18 protein-coding genes are annotated in these 17,602 nt (G+C 54.2%); 5 read left to right on the forward strand and 13 right to left on the reverse strand.

The features are described 5' to 3' along the window. Positions 1 to 113: 113 nt before the first annotated feature. The 5 genes from JX360_RS15470 to cysC form a co-directional block, all read right to left on the reverse strand. Positions 114 to 656: a hypothetical protein gene (locus JX360_RS15470; protein ID WP_244352729.1), complete on the reverse strand. Its 543-nt coding sequence runs from the start codon at positions 654 to 656 to the stop codon at positions 114 to 116. Next, the gene (locus tag JX360_RS15475) at positions 646 to 903 is read right to left on the reverse strand and encodes a hypothetical protein (protein WP_244352731.1); all 258 of its coding nucleotides are present in this window, start codon (positions 901 to 903) and stop codon (positions 646 to 648) included. Before JX360_RS15475 ends, JX360_RS15470 begins: the two co-directional genes overlap by 11 nt. A gap of 2,959 nt (positions 904 to 3,862) precedes the next feature. Beyond that, positions 3,863 to 4,087, reverse strand: coding sequence for a hypothetical protein (locus tag JX360_RS15480; protein ID WP_244352733.1), 225 nt, complete (start codon positions 4,085 to 4,087; stop codon positions 3,863 to 3,865). 107 nt (positions 4,088 to 4,194) lie between these two features. Then, positions 4,195 to 4,956, reverse strand: coding sequence for an ABC transporter permease (locus tag JX360_RS15485; protein WP_425244425.1), 762 nt, complete (start codon positions 4,954 to 4,956; stop codon positions 4,195 to 4,197). A gap of 80 nt (positions 4,957 to 5,036) precedes the next feature. Further along, positions 5,037 to 5,564 carry an adenylyl-sulfate kinase gene (gene cysC, locus JX360_RS15490; RefSeq protein WP_244352737.1) on the reverse strand — a complete coding sequence of 176 codons (528 nt, stop codon included), beginning with the start codon at positions 5,562 to 5,564 and terminating at the stop codon, positions 5,037 to 5,039. A 162-nt stretch (positions 5,565 to 5,726) separates the two neighbouring features. On the opposite strand from cysC, the gene JX360_RS15495 reads away from it, so the two are divergent. Then, positions 5,727 to 6,983: an aspartate aminotransferase family protein gene (locus tag JX360_RS15495; RefSeq protein WP_244352739.1), complete on the forward strand. Its 1,257-nt coding sequence runs from the start codon at positions 5,727 to 5,729 to the stop codon at positions 6,981 to 6,983. 5 nt (positions 6,984 to 6,988) lie between these two features. Here JX360_RS15495 and JX360_RS15500 read toward each other — a convergent pair whose 3' ends face one another. Continuing rightward, entirely contained in the window at positions 6,989 to 7,462 is a 474-nt protein-coding gene (locus JX360_RS15500) for a hypothetical protein (RefSeq protein ID WP_244352741.1), read from the reverse strand. A gap of 197 nt (positions 7,463 to 7,659) precedes the next feature. Between JX360_RS15500 and JX360_RS15505 the strand changes: the two genes are divergently transcribed. Continuing rightward, a complete protein-coding gene (locus tag JX360_RS15505; protein WP_244352760.1) occupies positions 7,660 to 8,505 on the forward strand; it encodes a creatininase family protein in 846 nt (281 codons plus the stop codon). A 7-nt stretch (positions 8,506 to 8,512) separates the two neighbouring features. Here the strand turns inward: JX360_RS15505 and JX360_RS15510 are convergent, their stop codons facing one another. From JX360_RS15510 to infC, 7 genes are all read right to left on the reverse strand, one after another. Continuing rightward, on the reverse strand, positions 8,513 to 8,698 hold the full coding sequence (locus tag JX360_RS15510) for a hypothetical protein (protein ID WP_244352743.1): 186 nt from the start codon (positions 8,696 to 8,698) through the stop codon (positions 8,513 to 8,515). A 60-nt stretch (positions 8,699 to 8,758) separates the two neighbouring features. Further along, a complete protein-coding gene (locus JX360_RS15515) occupies positions 8,759 to 9,190 on the reverse strand; it encodes an NAD-dependent epimerase/dehydratase family protein (protein WP_244352745.1) in 432 nt (143 codons plus the stop codon). Beyond that, positions 9,180 to 9,818 (reverse strand): Crp/Fnr family transcriptional regulator, encoded by a 639-nt coding sequence (locus tag JX360_RS15520; RefSeq protein WP_244352747.1) that lies wholly within the window; start codon positions 9,816 to 9,818, stop codon positions 9,180 to 9,182. Before JX360_RS15520 ends, JX360_RS15515 begins: the two co-directional genes overlap by 11 nt. Before the next feature lie 286 nt (positions 9,819 to 10,104). After that, positions 10,105 to 11,193 (reverse strand): RuBisCO accumulation factor 1, encoded by a 1,089-nt coding sequence (gene raf1 / locus JX360_RS15525; protein WP_244352749.1) that lies wholly within the window; start codon positions 11,191 to 11,193, stop codon positions 10,105 to 10,107. A 104-nt stretch (positions 11,194 to 11,297) separates the two neighbouring features. Next, entirely contained in the window at positions 11,298 to 13,427 is a 2,130-nt protein-coding gene (locus JX360_RS15530; protein ID WP_244352751.1) for a serine/threonine-protein kinase, read from the reverse strand. Between the two features lie 114 nt (positions 13,428 to 13,541). Beyond that, positions 13,542 to 14,006, reverse strand: coding sequence for a thioredoxin-dependent thiol peroxidase (bcp, locus tag JX360_RS15535; RefSeq protein WP_244352753.1), 465 nt, complete (start codon positions 14,004 to 14,006; stop codon positions 13,542 to 13,544). Between the two features lie 15 nt (positions 14,007 to 14,021). After that, positions 14,022 to 14,528 (reverse strand): translation initiation factor IF-3, encoded by a 507-nt coding sequence (gene infC / locus JX360_RS15540; RefSeq protein ID WP_425244426.1) that lies wholly within the window; start codon positions 14,526 to 14,528, stop codon positions 14,022 to 14,024. Positions 14,529 to 14,882: 354 nt separating this feature from the next. On the opposite strand from infC, the gene JX360_RS15545 reads away from it, so the two are divergent. The 3 genes from JX360_RS15545 (at position 14,883) to JX360_RS15555 (ending at position 17,341) form a co-directional block, all read left to right on the forward strand. After that, positions 14,883 to 15,113 (forward strand): hypothetical protein, encoded by a 231-nt coding sequence (locus JX360_RS15545; protein WP_244352757.1) that lies wholly within the window; start codon positions 14,883 to 14,885, stop codon positions 15,111 to 15,113. A gap of 19 nt (positions 15,114 to 15,132) precedes the next feature. Next, the gene (locus tag JX360_RS15550; RefSeq protein ID WP_244352761.1) at positions 15,133 to 16,518 is read left to right on the forward strand and encodes an aspartate ammonia-lyase; all 1,386 of its coding nucleotides are present in this window, start codon (positions 15,133 to 15,135) and stop codon (positions 16,516 to 16,518) included. Between the two features lie 82 nt (positions 16,519 to 16,600). Next, entirely contained in the window at positions 16,601 to 17,341 is a 741-nt protein-coding gene (locus tag JX360_RS15555) for a Uma2 family endonuclease (protein WP_244352759.1), read from the forward strand. The last annotated feature ends 261 nt before the right edge of the window (positions 17,342 to 17,602 follow it).

The raw sequence follows: 17,602 nt of genomic DNA on the forward strand, positions 1-17,602 counted from the left end.
GCGTTCACGGTTTTGAGTGGTATCTAAGCTTAGAACGCTGGCTCCCCCTTCATCTCTTCAATCTCCAAAACTACCGCACAGCAAGGCACCCAGCTATCTGTAAGCAGCTTTTGTCAGTCAATCAGGGCTCCATCTTTGACGATGGCATCAAACGTCAGTGTTAAGTCTGTGTGGTAGTCTCCACACCACATATCAAGTGCAACTCCCCAGCTGGTATTGTTTGGTACATAGCCTAAAAGCCCTACTACTATTTCAAAAGTTGGAATGAATCCGTTCGGGTCAAGCTCAGACATAGGTTTTGGCTTCAGCCCTTGGCTTATTTGTTTTTGACAATACAGAGAATAAACATGATCTAGTTCTTCAAATAAATCTCCTGTTGCACTTTCATGAACTGCTTCTATGATTGCTTCATCAGGAGGCATCGTAAAGGCATGTGGCTTCTTCCATTCAATATCAGGAAAACATTCCTCTAAAACCCTTTTCTGAAACCTAAGCATAGAGCTATACGTATTCGATGCTTCTTCTATCCCGATCCCACCTATTTCAGAAAAACCCTCAATGTCTCCAGATATCAATTTCTGAACCAATTCTTTAATTGAAGGCAAGAAAGCCTCTGCACTTTTTATTTGACTATCTTGAAGTTCGTTATTCTTCATAAGTAGCTTCAACCTCGTTTTCATCATCATCTAGATTGCTCCTCCCCAATCTGTTGGGGAAAGGATTCATGAGCGTATCGGAAGGAAGCCTAAGTTCACTATAAAAATAGTCTTCTGCACATTGTATCTGTACCGTAACCTCAGGTATTGTAAAGCTCCAAGTAGGATCATTGACTTTTGCAGATGCACAGGTTACAGCTGCTTCTAAAGCTCCTTTGCTAATCTGTATCTCCTCAGCTAGTGTCATTTGGCGAGGCTGAAGACTGTCTTGATAGTCACTGGCGCATCTGTGAGGTGTATTTGAGGTTCTAGCACTATCTCCGCCACATAGGAGAACGGTTGGGGCTCGACTGCTAGAGTAACGGCCTCCACTTCCACTTAATCTCATAGCAACTTTGTTCTGTACAATGTGGTGAGACTCATACCTATCACTACATTGCTGGTAGCAGTTTTTCCTTCTTCTGCTGTTTTGGAAATGCGAGTAGCACTGAGTTTGAGGGGGCATATAAGGCAACTCACAAGTAGGCGGATCCAGGGTTGAAATATCGGCCTTATCCCTTGTCCAGTAGGTCGGGCAGTCGGTGGGATAACTGGGTCTTTGGCAAGGGGTCGGAGTTGGGGTGGGGCAGTCGGGAGGAGTGGGGATCGGATCCGGAGAAGGTGTTGGGGTAGGTTTGCTGGTAGGGGTAGGTCTGGGGGTGGGTTGTTGCTCCAGTTGGCGGATCAGGTTCTCAAGATAGGCAAGAAAGGTCACCTTCGTGTAGCCAGAACTAGGATCCAGAACAATCACCCCCTGATTGATGGCCTAGATGAGCGTTCTCGGGACAGAGGGCAACCGCAAACAGGCATTGAACACCTGAGGCACATCTTCTGTAGTGTAGAAAAATGAAACTAACTCACAAACATGTTGATAGGAACAAGTGAGATCTTGTCATGTGAGACCCTAGCCTCTACACAAAGACAAATATATGTAGTAGTCTGAATGACTTGTGGATCCGGCCCAAGTAAAATTTCAATATCGAACTCATAATGACAGAGTTGGATATAGATAGCATTTATCATTTCCTGTGAATAAAGCTCGAAATTCTCATCTGTCGGCAACACTCCTTGGGTAATTTGGTCTCTCAGAAACGAGTTTGCAGCGACCCCCAGTGCTCTCCAGTATTCTTGATCGGGAGGACTAACTACCTCAAATGGGTATTCATTAAAGACTCGATTGAAATCATCAGCTTGCAAGTGAGTTATCAGTCCATCAGACACAAGACTCACAAAGTCCCTTGAGATAAGTCTGCGAGTCAGCTCTTTTAAGGGAGCTATAAGTTCCGATAGCTTTATTTCCATTTGTCAAGTTTAGTTCACTGGATTTGTTGCTGTGACATCATCGAAACCAAGAACCTCCTTGAAATATCTGTCAGCACATATAAGTTGGGAGTCTATTTCACTTCTGCTAAGTTCCATAGAGGATTGTAGAGAAGTCTCAGCGATATCTCTCTCGCTTGCATAGGTGCCACTAGGTCGAGGTCTTGGCTGTGCTCTATTTGCTCTCTGGTGAGCGGGAATAGTCAACAGTATAGTAGGAGCAGTGCTGGAAACTCCTCTTGGATATCCATTGATTCCTCGGACAGCAGCTTCCTGAATGATGTGATGTGATTGATAAGGTTCACCCTTGTAACAGCGCCTACGCTGGCCATTTTCACTGTGTTTATAGCATTGAGTTTGAACTGGTAAATTCGGTAATTCACAAGTAGGCGGATCCAGGGTTGAAATATCGGCCTTATCCCTTGTCCAGTAGGTCGGGCAGTCGGTGGGATAACTGGGCCTTTGGCAAGGGGTCGGAGTTGGGGTGGGGCAGTCGGGAGGAGTGGGAAGTGGAGCCGGAGAAGGTGTTGGGGTAGGTCTTGGGGTGCGAGTGGGCACCGGATCTGGAATTGGAGGGACAGGAACAGGTGGTACGGTTGGAATTGGGACATTCGGCCCATAGAGCTCTCGGATGAGCTGTATGCAGTAGTTTAGAGAATTGGTTCTCAAACAAGCTCGAAATACTCTATCTGGATCTGCAGAAGAGCCACCAGGTCTATCTAGCAACCTACCTTCTTTACACGGATCGGGAGTTGGAGTAGGCGGTGGCGGCGGGGGATCCGGATCCGGGGGTGGCTGTGGAGGAGGGGGCGGGTTTGTAGGCGGAGCGGTGGGAGTTGCCGTAGGTGTGGGGGTTGGGGTCGGTGTTGGTGTAGGTGTAGGCGTTGGAGTCGGAGTCGGAGTTGGTGTTGGCTCAGGACAAAATGCTGTATCCAAAACTTTTGTCTTGGTAATGCTGATGCTCAATACCTTTGTATAAAAACCGCCAAATAAACCGTAATATCTTGGTGCTCCACAGGGATTGGCATTGGAGATCCATCCCGGAGCCGAAGCTAGCATGTAGAGAGCTGGCAGGACTTTCCAATACTGAGGGTCAGCAGTAAGTTGGTAGTCTGTATTGAGAATCTCTAACCCTTGGAAATGCCACCCAAAAACTGAGAAATCATTAGTATATTTTTGGCCTTGATTTTCCCAAGTTAGTGTGTAGTCAACTTGCCATTTTTCCACTAAACCCGACGGAGGAGGCAAATTGGGTGACGGGCATGCTCCAGGAGGGTAGATGCAAGTAAAAGCACTTCCATTTGATTTGCTAAAAGGAACCTCAGATTCTGCAACAGTCACAACTCCCGATTGTGCTGGCAACAAAAGAGTCGGGGATCCCCCGCTACCACAGGCTTTTAGGCCCAGTCAAAGAGCCAGCAGCAAAGGGATCCACAGCCATTTCAGGCTTCTGCGGTAGGCTTGCCATCTCATAGAATTTCCAGGGAGAAGGTGGCTCGGTGCTTGTTACACGCCTTGGTGCTCAAATTCCTTTCGGGAGAACCCTAGCATTCTTGAATCGAAAAGCTGTGTATATGGGGTTGCTTCTTCAATAGAAATTACGGTGGTTCAATCAGAAAAAAATAGAGTTTTCTCTAGGGAGCCACCACCTCAAAGGTTCACAACCCCCGCTTAGCCGGGATCCCTTCCAACCGACCCCTAATGAGACACTAGCAAGTACAGCACAGCAATCCACACTGAGTTATGAGAACTGTTGTTGATCCGCTTTTTTTCTCAGTAGCGACTGCTAGGCAGACAATTTCTTGCGACTCAGACTGGATTGCTATATTCAGAACCAATAGAATCAGCTACTGCCCCTGCTGTTGTGTAGCTCGGCGCAGCTCACTGGCCATTTCCATAAACTCTCGCGGATTGCCCGCAGTGCCATAGGAAGCCCGGTCTTTTACCTTCTTGCCGCTGCCTTGACGAGTGCGGATATTCAACAAGGAACTGGCCATTTCCATGAACTTAGCAGGATTTCCCTCACTGCTGGCCCGCGTTGAGGAGCCCCGTCCGCCACGAGTGATCGCCATAAGTGCCCCGATTCTCAGAAATGAAATGCTTGTTTATATCTTCCCACAAGGGATCCGGGATCCACCAGACCCGATGCTTCATCTTGTTAAGCAGGTTCGAGGTGGGGTTAGCGAGGGGTGGTCTTCTCTTGGGTAAAGCGATGGGTTAGCCAGATGGGCAGCACAGTCAAGCTAATCACCCCCAAAGCCACCACATTGATCACCGGGCGCTGTCGGGGCTTGGTTAGTTGGCTAAATACCCAAATCGGCAACGTTTGTTGCTGCCCAGCGGTGAAGGTGGTGACGATGATCTCATCAAAAGACAGGGCAAAAGCCAGCAGGGATCCCGCCAGTAGGGCTGTGGCCAGTTCCGGTAAGAGGATGTAACGAAAGGTTTGCAGAGGATTGGCCCCCAAGTCCGCAGAGGCTTCCAGTTGTGAGCGACCCATGCGGCGAAAGCGGGCCAGCACGTTGTTGTATACCACCACCAAGCAAAAGGTGGCATGACCGATGACAATCGTCCAAAAGCTAAAGGGAATGTGCAGTAAATTGATTGCCGAGCGCAGAGCAATGCCGGAGACAATCCCCGGTAAAGCAATCGGCAACAGCACCAAAAAAGAAATCGTTTCACGACCAAAAAATTGACTGCGATAGACTGCCGCTGCTGCCAGGGATCCCAGCACCACGGCCACCCCTGTAGCCACCAGTGCCACCCGCACCGATAAAAACAAAGCTCGCCAAATATCCGCCCGTCCCCAAGCCACTGCAAACCAATGCCATGTCAGCCCCGGCAACGGAAAGCGCAGGGTGGCTTCATCAGGAGTAAAGGCATAAAGGATGATCACCAGCAACGGCAGATGGAGAAAGAGCAGCACCGCCCCTGACAGCATTAGCCAAGGCCATTGGGAGAGGGACAAACCGGCGCGATGGGGGGATGTCATGTCCAGTGAAGAATCACGTCAGGAATGAACTAGAGGTACCCTTTATCTTGTAAATATTGCATCACCTGATGAACATTTTCGGAGATGCTGTGTTCGGCCGTTTTGCAAATCACTTCCGGGTGGTCTGGCGGTTCGTAAGGATCGTCGATGCCAGTAAAGTTCTGGATCAACCCGGCTCGCGCTTTTTGGTAAAGTCCTTTCACATCCCGGCTTTCGCACACCGCCAGCGGCGCATCCACAAACACTTCGATAAAGTCGCCAATCTGCTGACGCACTTCCTGCCGTACCGCTCGGTAGGGGGAAATGGCCGAAACCAGCACGATCACCCCCTGTCGGGTCAAAAGTCCTGCTACAAAGCCAATGCGGCGAATGTTCTCATCCCGATCCCCCTTGCTAAAGCCCAGCCCTTTGGTGAGATGTTGCCGCACCACATCCCCGTCTAGCACCTCCACCGGCAACCCCCAAGCCCGCAACTGTTGCGCCACGCCCCGACTCAGGGTGGTTTTGCCCGCTCCACTCAGCCCTGTAAACCATACGGTAACCCCCCGCCGCGACATTTATTTATATGGATCCCTTATCCTTGAGCCTCGCCAGAATATCATCCCAATGACCCTCCGGGTCGTGCGGAGCACGATCGCCTCAGTGGGACGGAGTTTCTAAAGCCCAGTGATACACTCAAAGGATTGTGTATCTTACCCACACTTCAGTACCTCTGAGCTATGTCACCCCTGACTTCTACCCTTGCTGACACCACCACCGGATCCCGGACAACCGCCGAGCTGTTTGCTGACCATGTGATGTCCACCTATGGGCGCTATCCCCTGACGTTGGTGCGCGGGCAGGGGTGTCGCGTTTGGGATGACCAGGGGCGCGAGTATCTTGATTTTGTTGCCGGTATTGCCACCTGCACCTTGGGCCATGCTCACCCGGTTTGGATTCAGGCGCTGACAGAACAGGCACAACGACTGCACCACATTTCCAACCTCTACTACAATCCCCCGCAAGCGCAACTGGCCCAATGGTTGACCCAACATTCTTGTGCCGACAAGGTGTTTTTCTGCAACTCTGGCGCGGAGGCCAATGAAGGGGCAATCAAGTTGGCCCGTAAATACGCCCACACCGTGCGTGGGATCCCAGATCCGGTGATTCTCACCGCTCATGCCAGTTTTCATGGCCGTACCCTAGCCACCGTCACCGCCACCGGCCAGCCCAAGTACCAAAAAGACTTTGCCCCCCTTGTCCCCGGTTTTGCCTATATCCCCTACAACGACATGGAGGGCACTGAGGCCGTCTTGAACCAATGGGGCGAACGGGTCTGCGCTGTGCTACTGGAGCCGCTCCAGGGAGAAGGGGGGGTGTTACCCGGGGATCCCGCCTATTTTCAGTGGTTGCGCCAGGTGTGTACCCAGCGGGGCATTTTGCTGATTTTGGATGAGGTGCAGGTGGGCATGGGCCGTACAGGGATGCTCTGGGGCCACTGCAACCTGGGGGTGGAGCCAGATATTTTCACTCTGGCCAAGGGTTTGGCGGGCGGGATCCCGATTGGGGCCTTATTGGCGAAAGATTTTTGTGCCGTGTTTCAGCCGGGAGATCATGCCAGCACCTTTGGGGGCAATCCTTTGGCTTGTGCGGTGGGCTTGGCGGTCTGTCGCACCTTGATGTTGGAAAGTTTGGTTTGGAATGCCCAGCAAACCGGAGCCTATTTGCGCCAAGGCTTATCCCGACTGGCAGAACGATTCCCCCAGCTGATCCAGCAGGTACGGGGTTGGGGCCTGATCCAGGGGTTGCAGGTGCGGATCCCGGCTTCAGAAGTGGTGAAGGCAGCCATGGATGCAGGTCTGTTGTTGGTGCCGGCTGGGCCCCAGGTGGTGCGCTTTGTGCCGCCGTTGATCGTCACTCCTGCCGAAATTGACCAGGCTCTGGCGCTATTGGAATCAGCTTTGCAGGGCTTGGCTGCTGCCCACCCGAGAGCCTGAGAGTTCTAATTGGGCCGTTTCCAGGCTTGTCGCAAAAACTCCTGCAACAACTGGCGGGCTGACAGTTCCGAGCCCTCTGGATCCCTGGCCTGCTCCATGAGGGGTAGCACCTCCTCGGCATAGGCGGGGGTAAACCCGGCGGCTGGCCAAAGCAAATCGGAGGTGGGGTGGAGGTTCCATACCTGGGATCCCTGCTTGAGCAAGAGAGGCCGTACCCAGAGCAGGGTTGTGGATCCGGCTGGTCTTCCTGGCCTGGTGGGGTAAGGAGTGTCCCAACCTGACCTAGGGTTGTGGGGAGAAGCCTGAATCAACTCCACGTATAGAGTGGCTTGCAGCCCTTGCAGGGTGAGGATGGGGCGCGGCGGCGACGTAGAGATCCCTTCCAGTGAGGGTGGTAAAGGGCGTCCCTCCAAGTTGAGAGTTGAGTCAATCGCCTCTACAGAACCACATTTGGCAGGCAAACGGGGCAACCAAGTCATGCAGACACCCAGCTTAAGTTGACACAAACTGTTCTTATCCTAACGGAAGAGATTTTCCGTCTTATTGCACGGGTGAGTTGGCTAGGGATCCCAAGAAAGGGTCACCGGATTCGGTCCATCGCAGACATTTCGTGAACCCAATTTTGTGGCATCGTGCTAGACAACTCTTTATCGGAATTTGTACTGATCCTGCCATGATGCATACTTTTGTTCCACCCCACCGCTTCTTCCCCTACTTGACTTGGACAGAGATCCAGGCCATGCCCGACAAAGAGAATGTGGTGATCATCCAGCCGGTCGCCTCAATTGAACAACACGGACCGCATCTGCCGCTGGTGGTGGATGCGGCTATTGGTACAGCCATCATTGGGCGCGCGATGGAAAAATTGGATCCCGGGATCCCGGCCTATGTTTTGCCCACCCAATGCTACGGCAAGGCCAATGAGCACTGGCACTTCCCCGGCACCATTGCCCTCACGGCTCAAACCCTGATGGCGGTGCTAACCGAGGTGGCCGAAAGCATTTACCGGGCCGGTTTTCGCAAGCTGGTCTTCCTCAACTCTCATGGCGGACAACCGCAGGTGCTGGAGATTGTGGCGCGGGATGTGCATCAAAAGTACGAAGATTTCATGCTCTTTCCGGTAGCGGCGTGGCGTGTCCCCCACGAAGGGCGGGATCTGTTTACGGAGAAAGAGCGGGAATTGGGCATTCATGCTGGCGATGGCGAAACCAGCATCCTCATGCACATCCTGCCCGACACCGTCCGTACCGATAAGCTGGTGTGCGAGTATCCTCATGATTTGCCAGAGAATAGCCTGCTCAGCATGGAAGGGGCGATCCCGTTTGCTTGGGTGACCCGTGACCTCACCCAAAGTGGTGTCCTTGGGGATGCGACGGCTGCCACAGCGGAAAAAGGCAAGCTTTTGGTGGAGTCAATGTCGGATGGCTGGGTGCAACTGATCCAGGATTTGCACAAATTCCAGCAGCCCAAGGCTTGGCGCAAATCGGTACCCAGTGCCGCTCCTGTCCCCAGCTTGGCCTAAAGGTTCTCTACCACAGTAAAGTAGAAACTGCCGCCAACCAGGGCCAACGACCCACCCGACGCCGTCCCGCCAATACTCCCTGCACCAAGGGATCCGCCTGCGGGCGTTTGCGAATCTTGGGTGGGCGACTGAGTTGACCGGCCAACTGGGCTTGCAACCCGGAAGGGGCACGCGGGGGAAACACCAGGCTCAAAGAGAGGGGGGAACCCACTAGGGATCTGGAGCGAGCTTCGGCCCATGTCCAGAGGGCAGCCTATGTCGCGCTAAACTTTTCCAAGCCGGGTAAGCCGATGCGGCCATTTTGCTCAAGAAACACCCCAATGCGCCCCCCCTCGCGACAGCGGGACATGGTCTGGATCCCTTGCTCGATCAGCTGGATGGGCCCCAACACATTCACTTGCATCATCACGGCCAGATCCTGCTCAAACAGCGCGGCACAGTGAAAGATTGCCTGCGGGGATCCCGGGGGTGGATCCCAGTTTGAGCTGGCCAAATCCAACCGATACCAAACCAACTTTTTGCCTTGGGCAGTGGCCCAGTTCTCAAGCTCTTGGGGTTGTGAGCGGGATATCCCCACCACCTGCCATCCTCGTCGCAGCAAGCAAAGGGCGACATTCCGACCCCAGTAGCCGGTAATGCCCGTAACCCAAGCTATCGAAGTTGCGGCGGGAACCTCAGGCGGCATCGACGAGTTTGAGCACAAGATGGCGATGCCTATCCACCGTAATCCACCCCTGCTGACGAAAGCGATTCAAGAGGCGGGTAATGGTGACGCGGGTTGTACCAATGACATTGGCCAGATCCTGATGGGTGAGACGCACCTGGATGCGAACCCCCCCAGCGACTGGGGATCCCAGTTCCACCGCCAACAAAGAGAGCAATTGTCGCAACCGATCTTCCACTCGGCGCCGCCCTGCCAAAGCCAACAAAGCTTCTGTCTGTCGCAACCGACGCATCACCTGTTTGAGTAGACCCTGGCTCAGGGCTTCTGAGGTCTCCACTTCTGCTGCTGAGAGCCGCAATACATCCACAGCCGTTAGCGCGGTTGCCTGATAGGGATCCAACATCGTCAGGGGGGAGCCTAGCGGCATAGAAGGCCCGGCAAACCCCAACAACGCCTCGCTGCCATTTGGGTAACTGGTCGTGAGTTGTACCACTCCCCGGCAAACGATCACCCACTCTTCAGGAGGCAAAGGAATCCTTTGACCGCAGGTGTAGGGAGTTAAATTGCGTCCCCGGTAGAGGTCTTCCAGCAGCTGGCGCTCCCGAGTCGTCAGGCTGGCGGCAGAATGGCTGGGCATCGTTTCAGGCATAGGTTGGCTCCGCTAGGGCGAACTGAGCACACTGGAGACTGGGATCCCTCCCACAAACCAACAGCGAAAGGACTCTGTCCTGCTGACACGGTCACTTAAGCGGTCGAGCAAACGATGCATGACATCATGTGTAGCGTTAACAGTTGCCATCGATGCTGACTTGTGTGGCCAGGAATACGTGTTCCTGACAACACCTTACCGTTTGCCTTTCTCTCTGAAGTAAAGACAGGGTTATCCCTGGGTTAAGCCTGATAACGCACCCACCTCTCGAAATAGGTTGAAGGGTCTATTCATCCAACTGCCAGGGATCCTGAGCCACCACCTCATCAAAAATCCGAGGTGGACGCACCGCCATCAGCACCCGACCCAAGAGGGGAACTGAGCTTCCTCCTTCCTGCCACTCCACCCCCAGGGATCCTGCTTGATCCACCAAGAAAAAGCCTTCCGATTGCCCCTGACGCTCTGCCCGATCCACCACCAACAGCACCGGATCCTGGGCTTCTTCTGCCGGGATCTCCTGGTTGAGCAGCTTGCCCAGCAGTTGATTCTCAATTTGAATGGCCACCGGATCGCCAGCCGATTGGAGCACCGACCACGCCGGCAATGCCACCCAAGTCTGTTGACCCTGACTGTGGACCCAGCGATAAGGCCCCTCTGGTTCAAAGGTGGCCAGCTGTTCCCACTCTGCAGTAGGTATGGGGAAGGATGCCACCACCGGCAGCAACCGGGGTAGATCCTCTTCCAAGCGAAACACCGATAGCTTAGGCAAGGGTTTGCGCGGTGGGGAGGTGGCCCCTGTGGACAAAAGCTGTTCAATTTGCTGTCGTGCCCCGTCACTGTGGACGTATTGAAAGGCTCGAGCAATGGCACGGGTTCGCTCTTGCCAGTCGCTGGTTTGCCGAGCGGTTTTCCAAGCTTGATAGGCGACTGCATCGCCGGGGTGATCCCCAAACCCTTCCGGGGGCTTCTGCAGTTGGGCGTAATTTTTCACGGCACGAGCGATTTCGTGGGCATCGTCGGCATTTAAGTTGCGACTGAGGATCAGTTCCGCCACTTGCACCCGGTCTTTGGGGGAAAGCATGCGCAATTCGTAGAGAATATCGCTGCCTTTGCGGCCAAAATACTCCAGGATCGCTTGGCTGGCTCCAGCTTTAGCCATACCCTCATAAACTTGAGCAGCCACCACGATTTGGTTTTGGTGAATGGGCTCAAACCCCGTGGCTTCGAAGATCGCCTGTGGAGTCATCTTCTGGCGTTGCAAAGTTTGGCAGGCTTGTGCCCAGTCGAGCCAACTGCCCTCTTTGCGCCGCAGCCGCGTTAACAAAGCATTGGGATCCGCTTCTATAGCAGGGTTTTCTGGCTCGTACTGACTCATCAAAGGTTGGGTTTTCCTGACTAGACAAACTGAACAACACAGGATGCCCCGTTCCCTGGGGGGATGGGCAGCGGGACTGGGAGAGATTCTAAAGATTCTAAATCTTAGTCTCGTAGGGGAAAAATCTCAGGCTCTAAAAGGGTTGCGCCAAGACAGATTCCAGATCCGATCCGGTCGTGATCGCCATCGATGCATAGCCTAGGAGCAGAGGTGGAGTCATTCAGTTGAAGCTGGTTCAAATCCAGCTGCCAAACTTCTAGGCCCTGCAGATCTCCAGCCTTAGGCACCCGTAACCATATCTGTCCTTTCTGCCCCGCCCGCAATACCTCTGCCCCGGCAGGCAGAGACAATTTGGCCAAGGGATCCCCGGCTTCACTATAGAGCCAGAGGTGACCCAAGGCTTCACCTGCGTTGGCTCCCCGACCCACACCCACCCACAATACCCCCCAAGGGGCTTTGCAGATTTGGCGGGGAATCTCGTTGAGAAACCAGTAGCGTACCCGCAAAGGGTTCACCTGCACCGAACACAGGCCATAATAACCCGGCGTACCGTTTGCCCGAGCAAGATGGAGTTCGTTTCCCCGCTGCTTGGGATCCCTCCCCTCAGCCACCAGCAGCCGCTCCCCAAGGCTGATCACCCTGGCCGCCGGATCCAAAGGCAGGCGATAGATCAGGGGGGGGGATCCCGTTTTGGGGGCTAAGCCTGCCTGTTCGGTTGCCAAAGGCAAAAGGTACATGTCCAGGGGGTAACCAGGACGGGAGGAAAGCAGCACCAGATGATCCGCCAGGATGAGCAATTTGGGTGTTCCCCCCTTCCAACCCGGTTGGAGAGCCTGGAGAGGCCAACGGAAGTAACGATGAGAGTCTGGGAATAGAGTGTCTTGGGCAGAGGTCGGGGAATAAGGGTGGAGTTGAATGGCTCCCAACTCGGTTGCGGTTGCCCAAAACAACTGCTGCCGAGCTGGAATCCAGGTGGCTTGCCAATCCTCTTCAAAACTGAGCAGGGTACGAATACGGCCAGGGCTGAGGTGAACCACACTGTTTTTAGAAAGGGCCAAAGCCTCTGGAAAGGTATCCAGAGGGAACAACTGCCGAAGTGGCTCGCTGAGGACGTGACGGTGGAGAGGCGGAGATCCTGTTGAACTGTTTGAGCCGCCCTCCTGTAAACTTTCCAAAGGTAACCATTCCACCGCTTTCTCCGTTGCCCGCAGCAGCAGCGGGGATCCCACGCCCGCCGGATCCTGCAAAACCTGTAGCTGCTGCACGGATGAGGGATCCATACCTGCAAGCGGCAGGTAATCTTCTTTATCTTCATCTTCTTTTTTTTGAGTATCTTCGACAGTTGCTGCCCAAACCTGCACCACCGGGGGTGACAAAGTGGGCAGGCGAGGCCCCACCCAGCAACTGTCGGGCTCTTGCCATTCTTGGGCGAAAACAGCCAGGGCCGAACGCATTTCTGCCGCGGTGCGAAACCGACGCGGGGGCAATTTGCGCAGCGAAACCTCCAAAAGGGTTTGCAGAGGATCGGGAATCCCAGAGGGGCAGACAAACGGTTGATTCAGATGGGCATACATCAGTTGACTAGGGGATCCCGAAAAAGGCCGCTGACCGGTCAGAAGCTCCACCAGGATGATGCCAACGGCGTAAAGATCGGAAGCCGGACTGAAATGTCCATAAAACCGTTCTGGAGCCATATAGGCCGGGGATCCGGTAGCGGTGATTTCTCCGGCAATGGGTTCCGGGTGGCGGGCAATGCCAAAATCCGTCAGTTTCAGCTGCCACCCCTGAGGCGTGGGTTTGAGCAGAATATTCTCCGGCTTGATATCGCAATGGATCACCCCCTGTTGGTGGGCATGGACCAACCCGGCCAAGATTTGATCGGCAAAGCCCAAAACCTGCTTCACCGGTAACCACAGCCCCTGTTCCACCTGGTTGATCAGATCCCGGAGAGTGCCCCCCTCGCAGTACTCCAGCACCAAATATCGTCCCTCCCGAGCATGTTCGAGGGCATAGCAACGGGTGATATTGGGGTGGTTGAGGGTGAGCAGATAGCGCAGTTCCCGCAGCAGGTTGTGGGTGGGAAAGCGCTGGGTTTGCAACTCCTTAAGAGCCACCAACTCCCCTCCCTGGTGCGGACGGGCACAAAGGACCCGGCCATACTGCCCTTGCCCGGCCACACCCAATAGCTGGTAAGTGTCGTGGATGGACTTGTTGGTACGGGCACGTCGGGACACAACCCAAGCCAGAGGGGAATGTGCAGCAGTTTAATCTCTGTCCGGGATCCCTGACATCAGGGGGTTCGCAGATTACAGAATTTTCCCCCAAAAGAGATGGGGATTTCGCAAATTCTAACGAGTTGCCAACTGTTTCAGCAGATCCACCGCATGGGTTTCCACTTTGACCTTGCTGACAATCGCTTCAATCTTGCCTTCCGGGTCGATGACGAAGGTGGTGCGGTGGATACCGTTATACTCCTTACCCATGAACTTTTTCGGGCCAAATACCCCATAGGCTGTGGCCACCTTTGCCCCCTCATCCACCAACAATGGAAAGGGCAACCGCAATTTCTGGGCAAATTTTTGATGGGAACGGGCATCGTCGGCGCTCACCCCCAATAGATGGATCCCTTGCGCCTGATAGTCTGCGTAAGCATCGCGAAAACCACAGGCTTCTTTGGTGCAGCCGGGGGTATTATCACGGGGGTAAAAGTAAAGAACGACCCGCTGCCCGCGCAGATTGCTCAAGGAAACGAGGTTACCCTCAGCATCCGGCAAAGTAAAGTCAGGGGCGGGATCCCCGACAGAAAGGCTCATGGGTGGGATCCCTCCTCAAGCTAATTTCTTGGGGGAGAGGATCATAATGATGTTTCGCCCTTCTTTGCGAGGCGGCTGCTGCATTTCTGCAATATCCTCTAGGTCTTTGAATAGACGATGTAATAGCTCTTCGCCCAACTCGGCGTGTTGAGCTTCCCGACCACGGAACATCACGGTCGCTTTCACCTTGTCTCCATCCGCCATAAATTGCTGGGCACTGCGCAGGCGCACATTGTAATCGTGTTCGCCAATGTTGTAACGAAACTTCACTTCCTTGACTTCAGCAGTGTGTTGTTTCTTGCGCGCCTCCCGTTCTTTTTTCTCTTTCTCAAACTTGAACTTGCCGTAGTCCATAATGCGGCAGACGGGCGGATCCGCTTTGTCGCTTACCAACACCAAATCCAGATCCTTTTCTTCCGCCAAACGCAGGGCTTCACGTGGGCTCATAATCCCCAGTTGCCCACCGTCGGTGTCGATGAGACGGATTTTGGGGAAACGAATGCGCTCGTTAATGTTCGGCAGCTCTGCACGCTGCTTGCGGGGAAAGCGGTCAAATGGACGTTCTAAGGTCAAGTTTTCCTCTCTATGAGATGAACGAAGGGACAGTGAATCTCATCTTGCCGACGCTGACCGATGGGGGTGCGCCCTCAGGGACAAAACATCGGTCAGAAGGGCAAGGCATACTTCACCTATATTAGCTAGCATTTCCTGTTTCGTTCTGGGGTTGTCAAGGCCCGCTCACTTGGGGATTCTGCCAGATTGGGGCTACAACCACGGTAGGATGACCAAAGTAACGATTCTGCTTAGGAGCATCCAAGACTCCGGCGGGATCCAGGTTATTCTTTCCACTGGGGCTAGCGAAGGAGGGCAAGAGCAGTGCAAGTAGGTTTATCACAACGGGAACTGACGGAATTGGCCCAAAAGTCGGCGCAATTAATCCTGAGTGGGCGCGAAGGGGATAGCGAGGCTCTAACTCAGTACAAGTCCTCCGCTCAATTCCGGGCCGGGGTTCAATTGGCTTGTGCCGCCATGGTTTTGGTCTTAGCAGAAAACAATGACCGCATCAGCCAGCAACTGGCCAGCCTGCTCAAAGAGAAGGCCTCTTGAGGAGATTCCATTGGCTCAGGTGCGCAGCGAACGGGACTCGATGGGGGAGCGGCAACTGCCGCAGTCGGTCTATTACGGCATTCAAACCGCCCGCGCGCTAGAGAACTTCCCCATCAGTGGTCTCAAGCCCTTGCCGGAGTATGTGGATGCCTGTCTGCTGATCAAAAAAGCGGCTGCCAAAGTGAACGGAGAGCTGGGTTGTATTCCGGCAGATGTGGCGGAGGCAATTGAACAGGCGGCGGAGGAAATTTTACAGGGATCCCTGCGGGATCAATTCGTGGTGGATGTCTATCAGGCGGGGGCGGGTACCTCCCACCACATGAATGTCAACGAGGTACTGGCCAATCGAGCCTTGGAGATCTTGGGAGAAGCCAAGGGTCGCTACGAGCGGGTCAGCCCCAACGACCACGTCAACTACGGCCAATCCACCAACGATGTCATCCCCACCGCAATGCGGCTAGCGGCGCTGTTGCAGGTGCGGCGGTGCCTACTGCCCACTTTGGAGCACTTGGTGGCGGCGCTTGAGCAAAAAGCAACCGAGTTTCAACCCATCCTAAAAGCCGGTCGCACCCATCTACAGGATGCGGTCCCCATCCGGTTAGGCGATAGCTTTGGTGCTTATGCCGCTATCTTGGCCCAACATCGCCAGTGGATTGAGCAGGCCAGTCAAGCCCTTTGCCAATTGGGTTTGGGGGGGAGTGCTGTGGGGACTGGTCTCAATACCCATCCCCACTACCGGCAACGGGTGATTGCCTACTTGGCCGAGTTGACACAACTGCCCTTGATCCCGGCTCCCCATCCCATGGCGGCGATGCAAAGCATGGCCCCTTTTGTCCATCTGTCGGGATCCCTGCGTAATCTGGCCCAGGACTGCTGCAAACTGGCCAACGATTTGCGCCTCATGGATTCGGGTCCCAAAACCGGCTTTAAAGAGATCCAGCTGCCGCCAGTACAACCGGGATCCTCGATTATGCCGGGCAAGTATAACCCGGTGATGGCAGAAATGCTGAACATGGTCTGCTTTCAGGTGATTGGATTGGATGGGGCAATTACCCTTTGTGCTCAAGCTGGACAATTTGAGCTGAACGTGATGATGCCCCTGATTGCCTACAATCTTCTGCACAGTTTGCAGATCTTGAATAACAGCCTGCGGGTCTTTACGGAGCGCTGCATTCAAGGGATAACAGCCCAACCGGAACGCTGTCGCCACTTTGCGGAAGGAACCCTCGCTTTGGTAACCGCCCTTAACCCCTACATCGGCTATTTACAAGCGGCAGAGGTGGCCAAAACCTCTCTGGAAACGGGGCAATCGATCCGGGAAATTGTTCTAGAGCGCCAGTTGATGACTCCCGAACAGGTGGCGGAGGTTTTGAACCTAGAGGCGATGAGCCAGATGCAATCGTGACTGGAAAACGGGGTGCAAAAGGAAGTCCACACCCTGAACCAGCCCATCCGTTACAGTGGGAGAATACTGCTCCTGAGTGGCCATGACTGTTAGCTCCTATCGCTGGCCCACCCAACACGACTTGCCGGATACGGACGATACCCCCTTGGACAATGAGGATCAAGGCCGCCAATACCCCCTACTACGGGATCCCTTGCTGTTGCACTGGTCAGAACGACAAGACTTTTTTGTTGCCTGCAATATGGGCCTTTACTATGCTTTACCCCGGCAGGTGATTGTCCCGGATTTGTTTTTGGTGGTGGGGGTGCCCCGTTGGCGGGATGGCAGCGCTCGCAAAAGTTATGTGGTTTGGGATGAGGGCAATATCTTGCCTGCTCTGGTCTTAGAGATTATCTGCAACGATCAAGGGGAAGAAAAACCCGGCCAAGCCAAGTTTCAACTCTACGAACGACGGCTGCGGATCCCGTATTACGTCACCTTCGAGTTAGAGACTGCTGAGCTGAACGTTTATCAACTCCAGGGGGGACACTATGAGCTACTGGCCAACTCAGGCGCTGGAGAACAGGCCCCGATCCTACTGCCGGATTTAGACTTGTGTGTCGGTCGATGGTGGGGATCCTATGAGGGCCGAGAACGTTTTTGGGTGCGCTGGTACGATAGGGCAGGGCAATTGTTGCCCACCGGGGCAGAACTGGAACGGCAACGGGCAGACCTAGAACGGCAACGGGCAGAACTGGAACGGCAACGGGCAGATCTAGAACGCGCCCGAGCCGAGCGCCTAGCCCAACGGCTGCGAGAACTGGGAGAAGACCCCGAATGTTGATCCACTTTTCCAGGGATCCTTAAGGAACCTCTTCCTACCCCTACATTGGGATCTGGGTCTTCCAACAACAAGGCACTTTGACACTCCCCCGGTTAGAAACCGGGGGATTCTCCCTTCTAGCCCCTTGCAACCTCAGACTGCAAGGTATTCATGGAGTTCAGGGGATTGCCAACTACCCCATCCCCTGAGCCGACCCTACCTATTACGGGCAGGGCTTCTTTTAGACTCAAAGGACACGAAAACCCGTCCCACTGGGCAATG

Origin of the sequence: Thermostichus vulcanus str. 'Rupite' (genome assembly GCF_022848905.1) — a bacterium.
Lineage (GTDB): Bacteria > Cyanobacteriota > Cyanobacteriia > Thermostichales > Thermostichaceae > Thermostichus > Thermostichus vulcanus_A.

Coding starts and splice junctions, on each gene's coding strand:
- JX360_RS15470 (WP_244352729.1), bottom strand. CDS start 656: ATGAAGAATAACGAACTTCAAGATAGTCAAATAAAAAGTGCAGAGGCT.
- JX360_RS15475 (WP_244352731.1), bottom strand. CDS start 903: ATGACACTAGCTGAGGAGATACAGATTAGCAAAGGAGCTTTAGAAGCA.
- JX360_RS15480 (WP_244352733.1), bottom strand. CDS start 4,087: ATGGCGATCACTCGTGGCGGACGGGGCTCCTCAACGCGGGCCAGCAGT.
- JX360_RS15485 (WP_425244425.1), bottom strand. CDS start 4,956: ATGCTGTCAGGGGCGGTGCTGCTCTTTCTCCATCTGCCGTTGCTGGTG.
- cysC (WP_244352737.1), bottom strand. CDS start 5,564: ATGTCGCGGCGGGGGGTTACCGTATGGTTTACAGGGCTGAGTGGAGCG.
- JX360_RS15495 (WP_244352739.1), top strand. CDS start 5,727: ATGTCACCCCTGACTTCTACCCTTGCTGACACCACCACCGGATCCCGG.
- JX360_RS15500 (WP_244352741.1), bottom strand. CDS start 7,462: ATGACTTGGTTGCCCCGTTTGCCTGCCAAATGTGGTTCTGTAGAGGCG.
- JX360_RS15505 (WP_244352760.1), top strand. CDS start 7,660: ATGCATACTTTTGTTCCACCCCACCGCTTCTTCCCCTACTTGACTTGG.
- JX360_RS15515 (WP_244352745.1), bottom strand. CDS start 9,190: ATGCCGCCTGAGGTTCCCGCCGCAACTTCGATAGCTTGGGTTACGGGC.
- JX360_RS15520 (WP_244352747.1), bottom strand. CDS start 9,818: ATGCCTGAAACGATGCCCAGCCATTCTGCCGCCAGCCTGACGACTCGG.
- raf1 (WP_244352749.1), bottom strand. CDS start 11,193: ATGAGTCAGTACGAGCCAGAAAACCCTGCTATAGAAGCGGATCCCAAT.
- bcp (WP_244352753.1), bottom strand. CDS start 14,006: ATGAGCCTTTCTGTCGGGGATCCCGCCCCTGACTTTACTTTGCCGGAT.
- JX360_RS15555 (WP_244352759.1), top strand. CDS start 16,601: ATGACTGTTAGCTCCTATCGCTGGCCCACCCAACACGACTTGCCGGAT.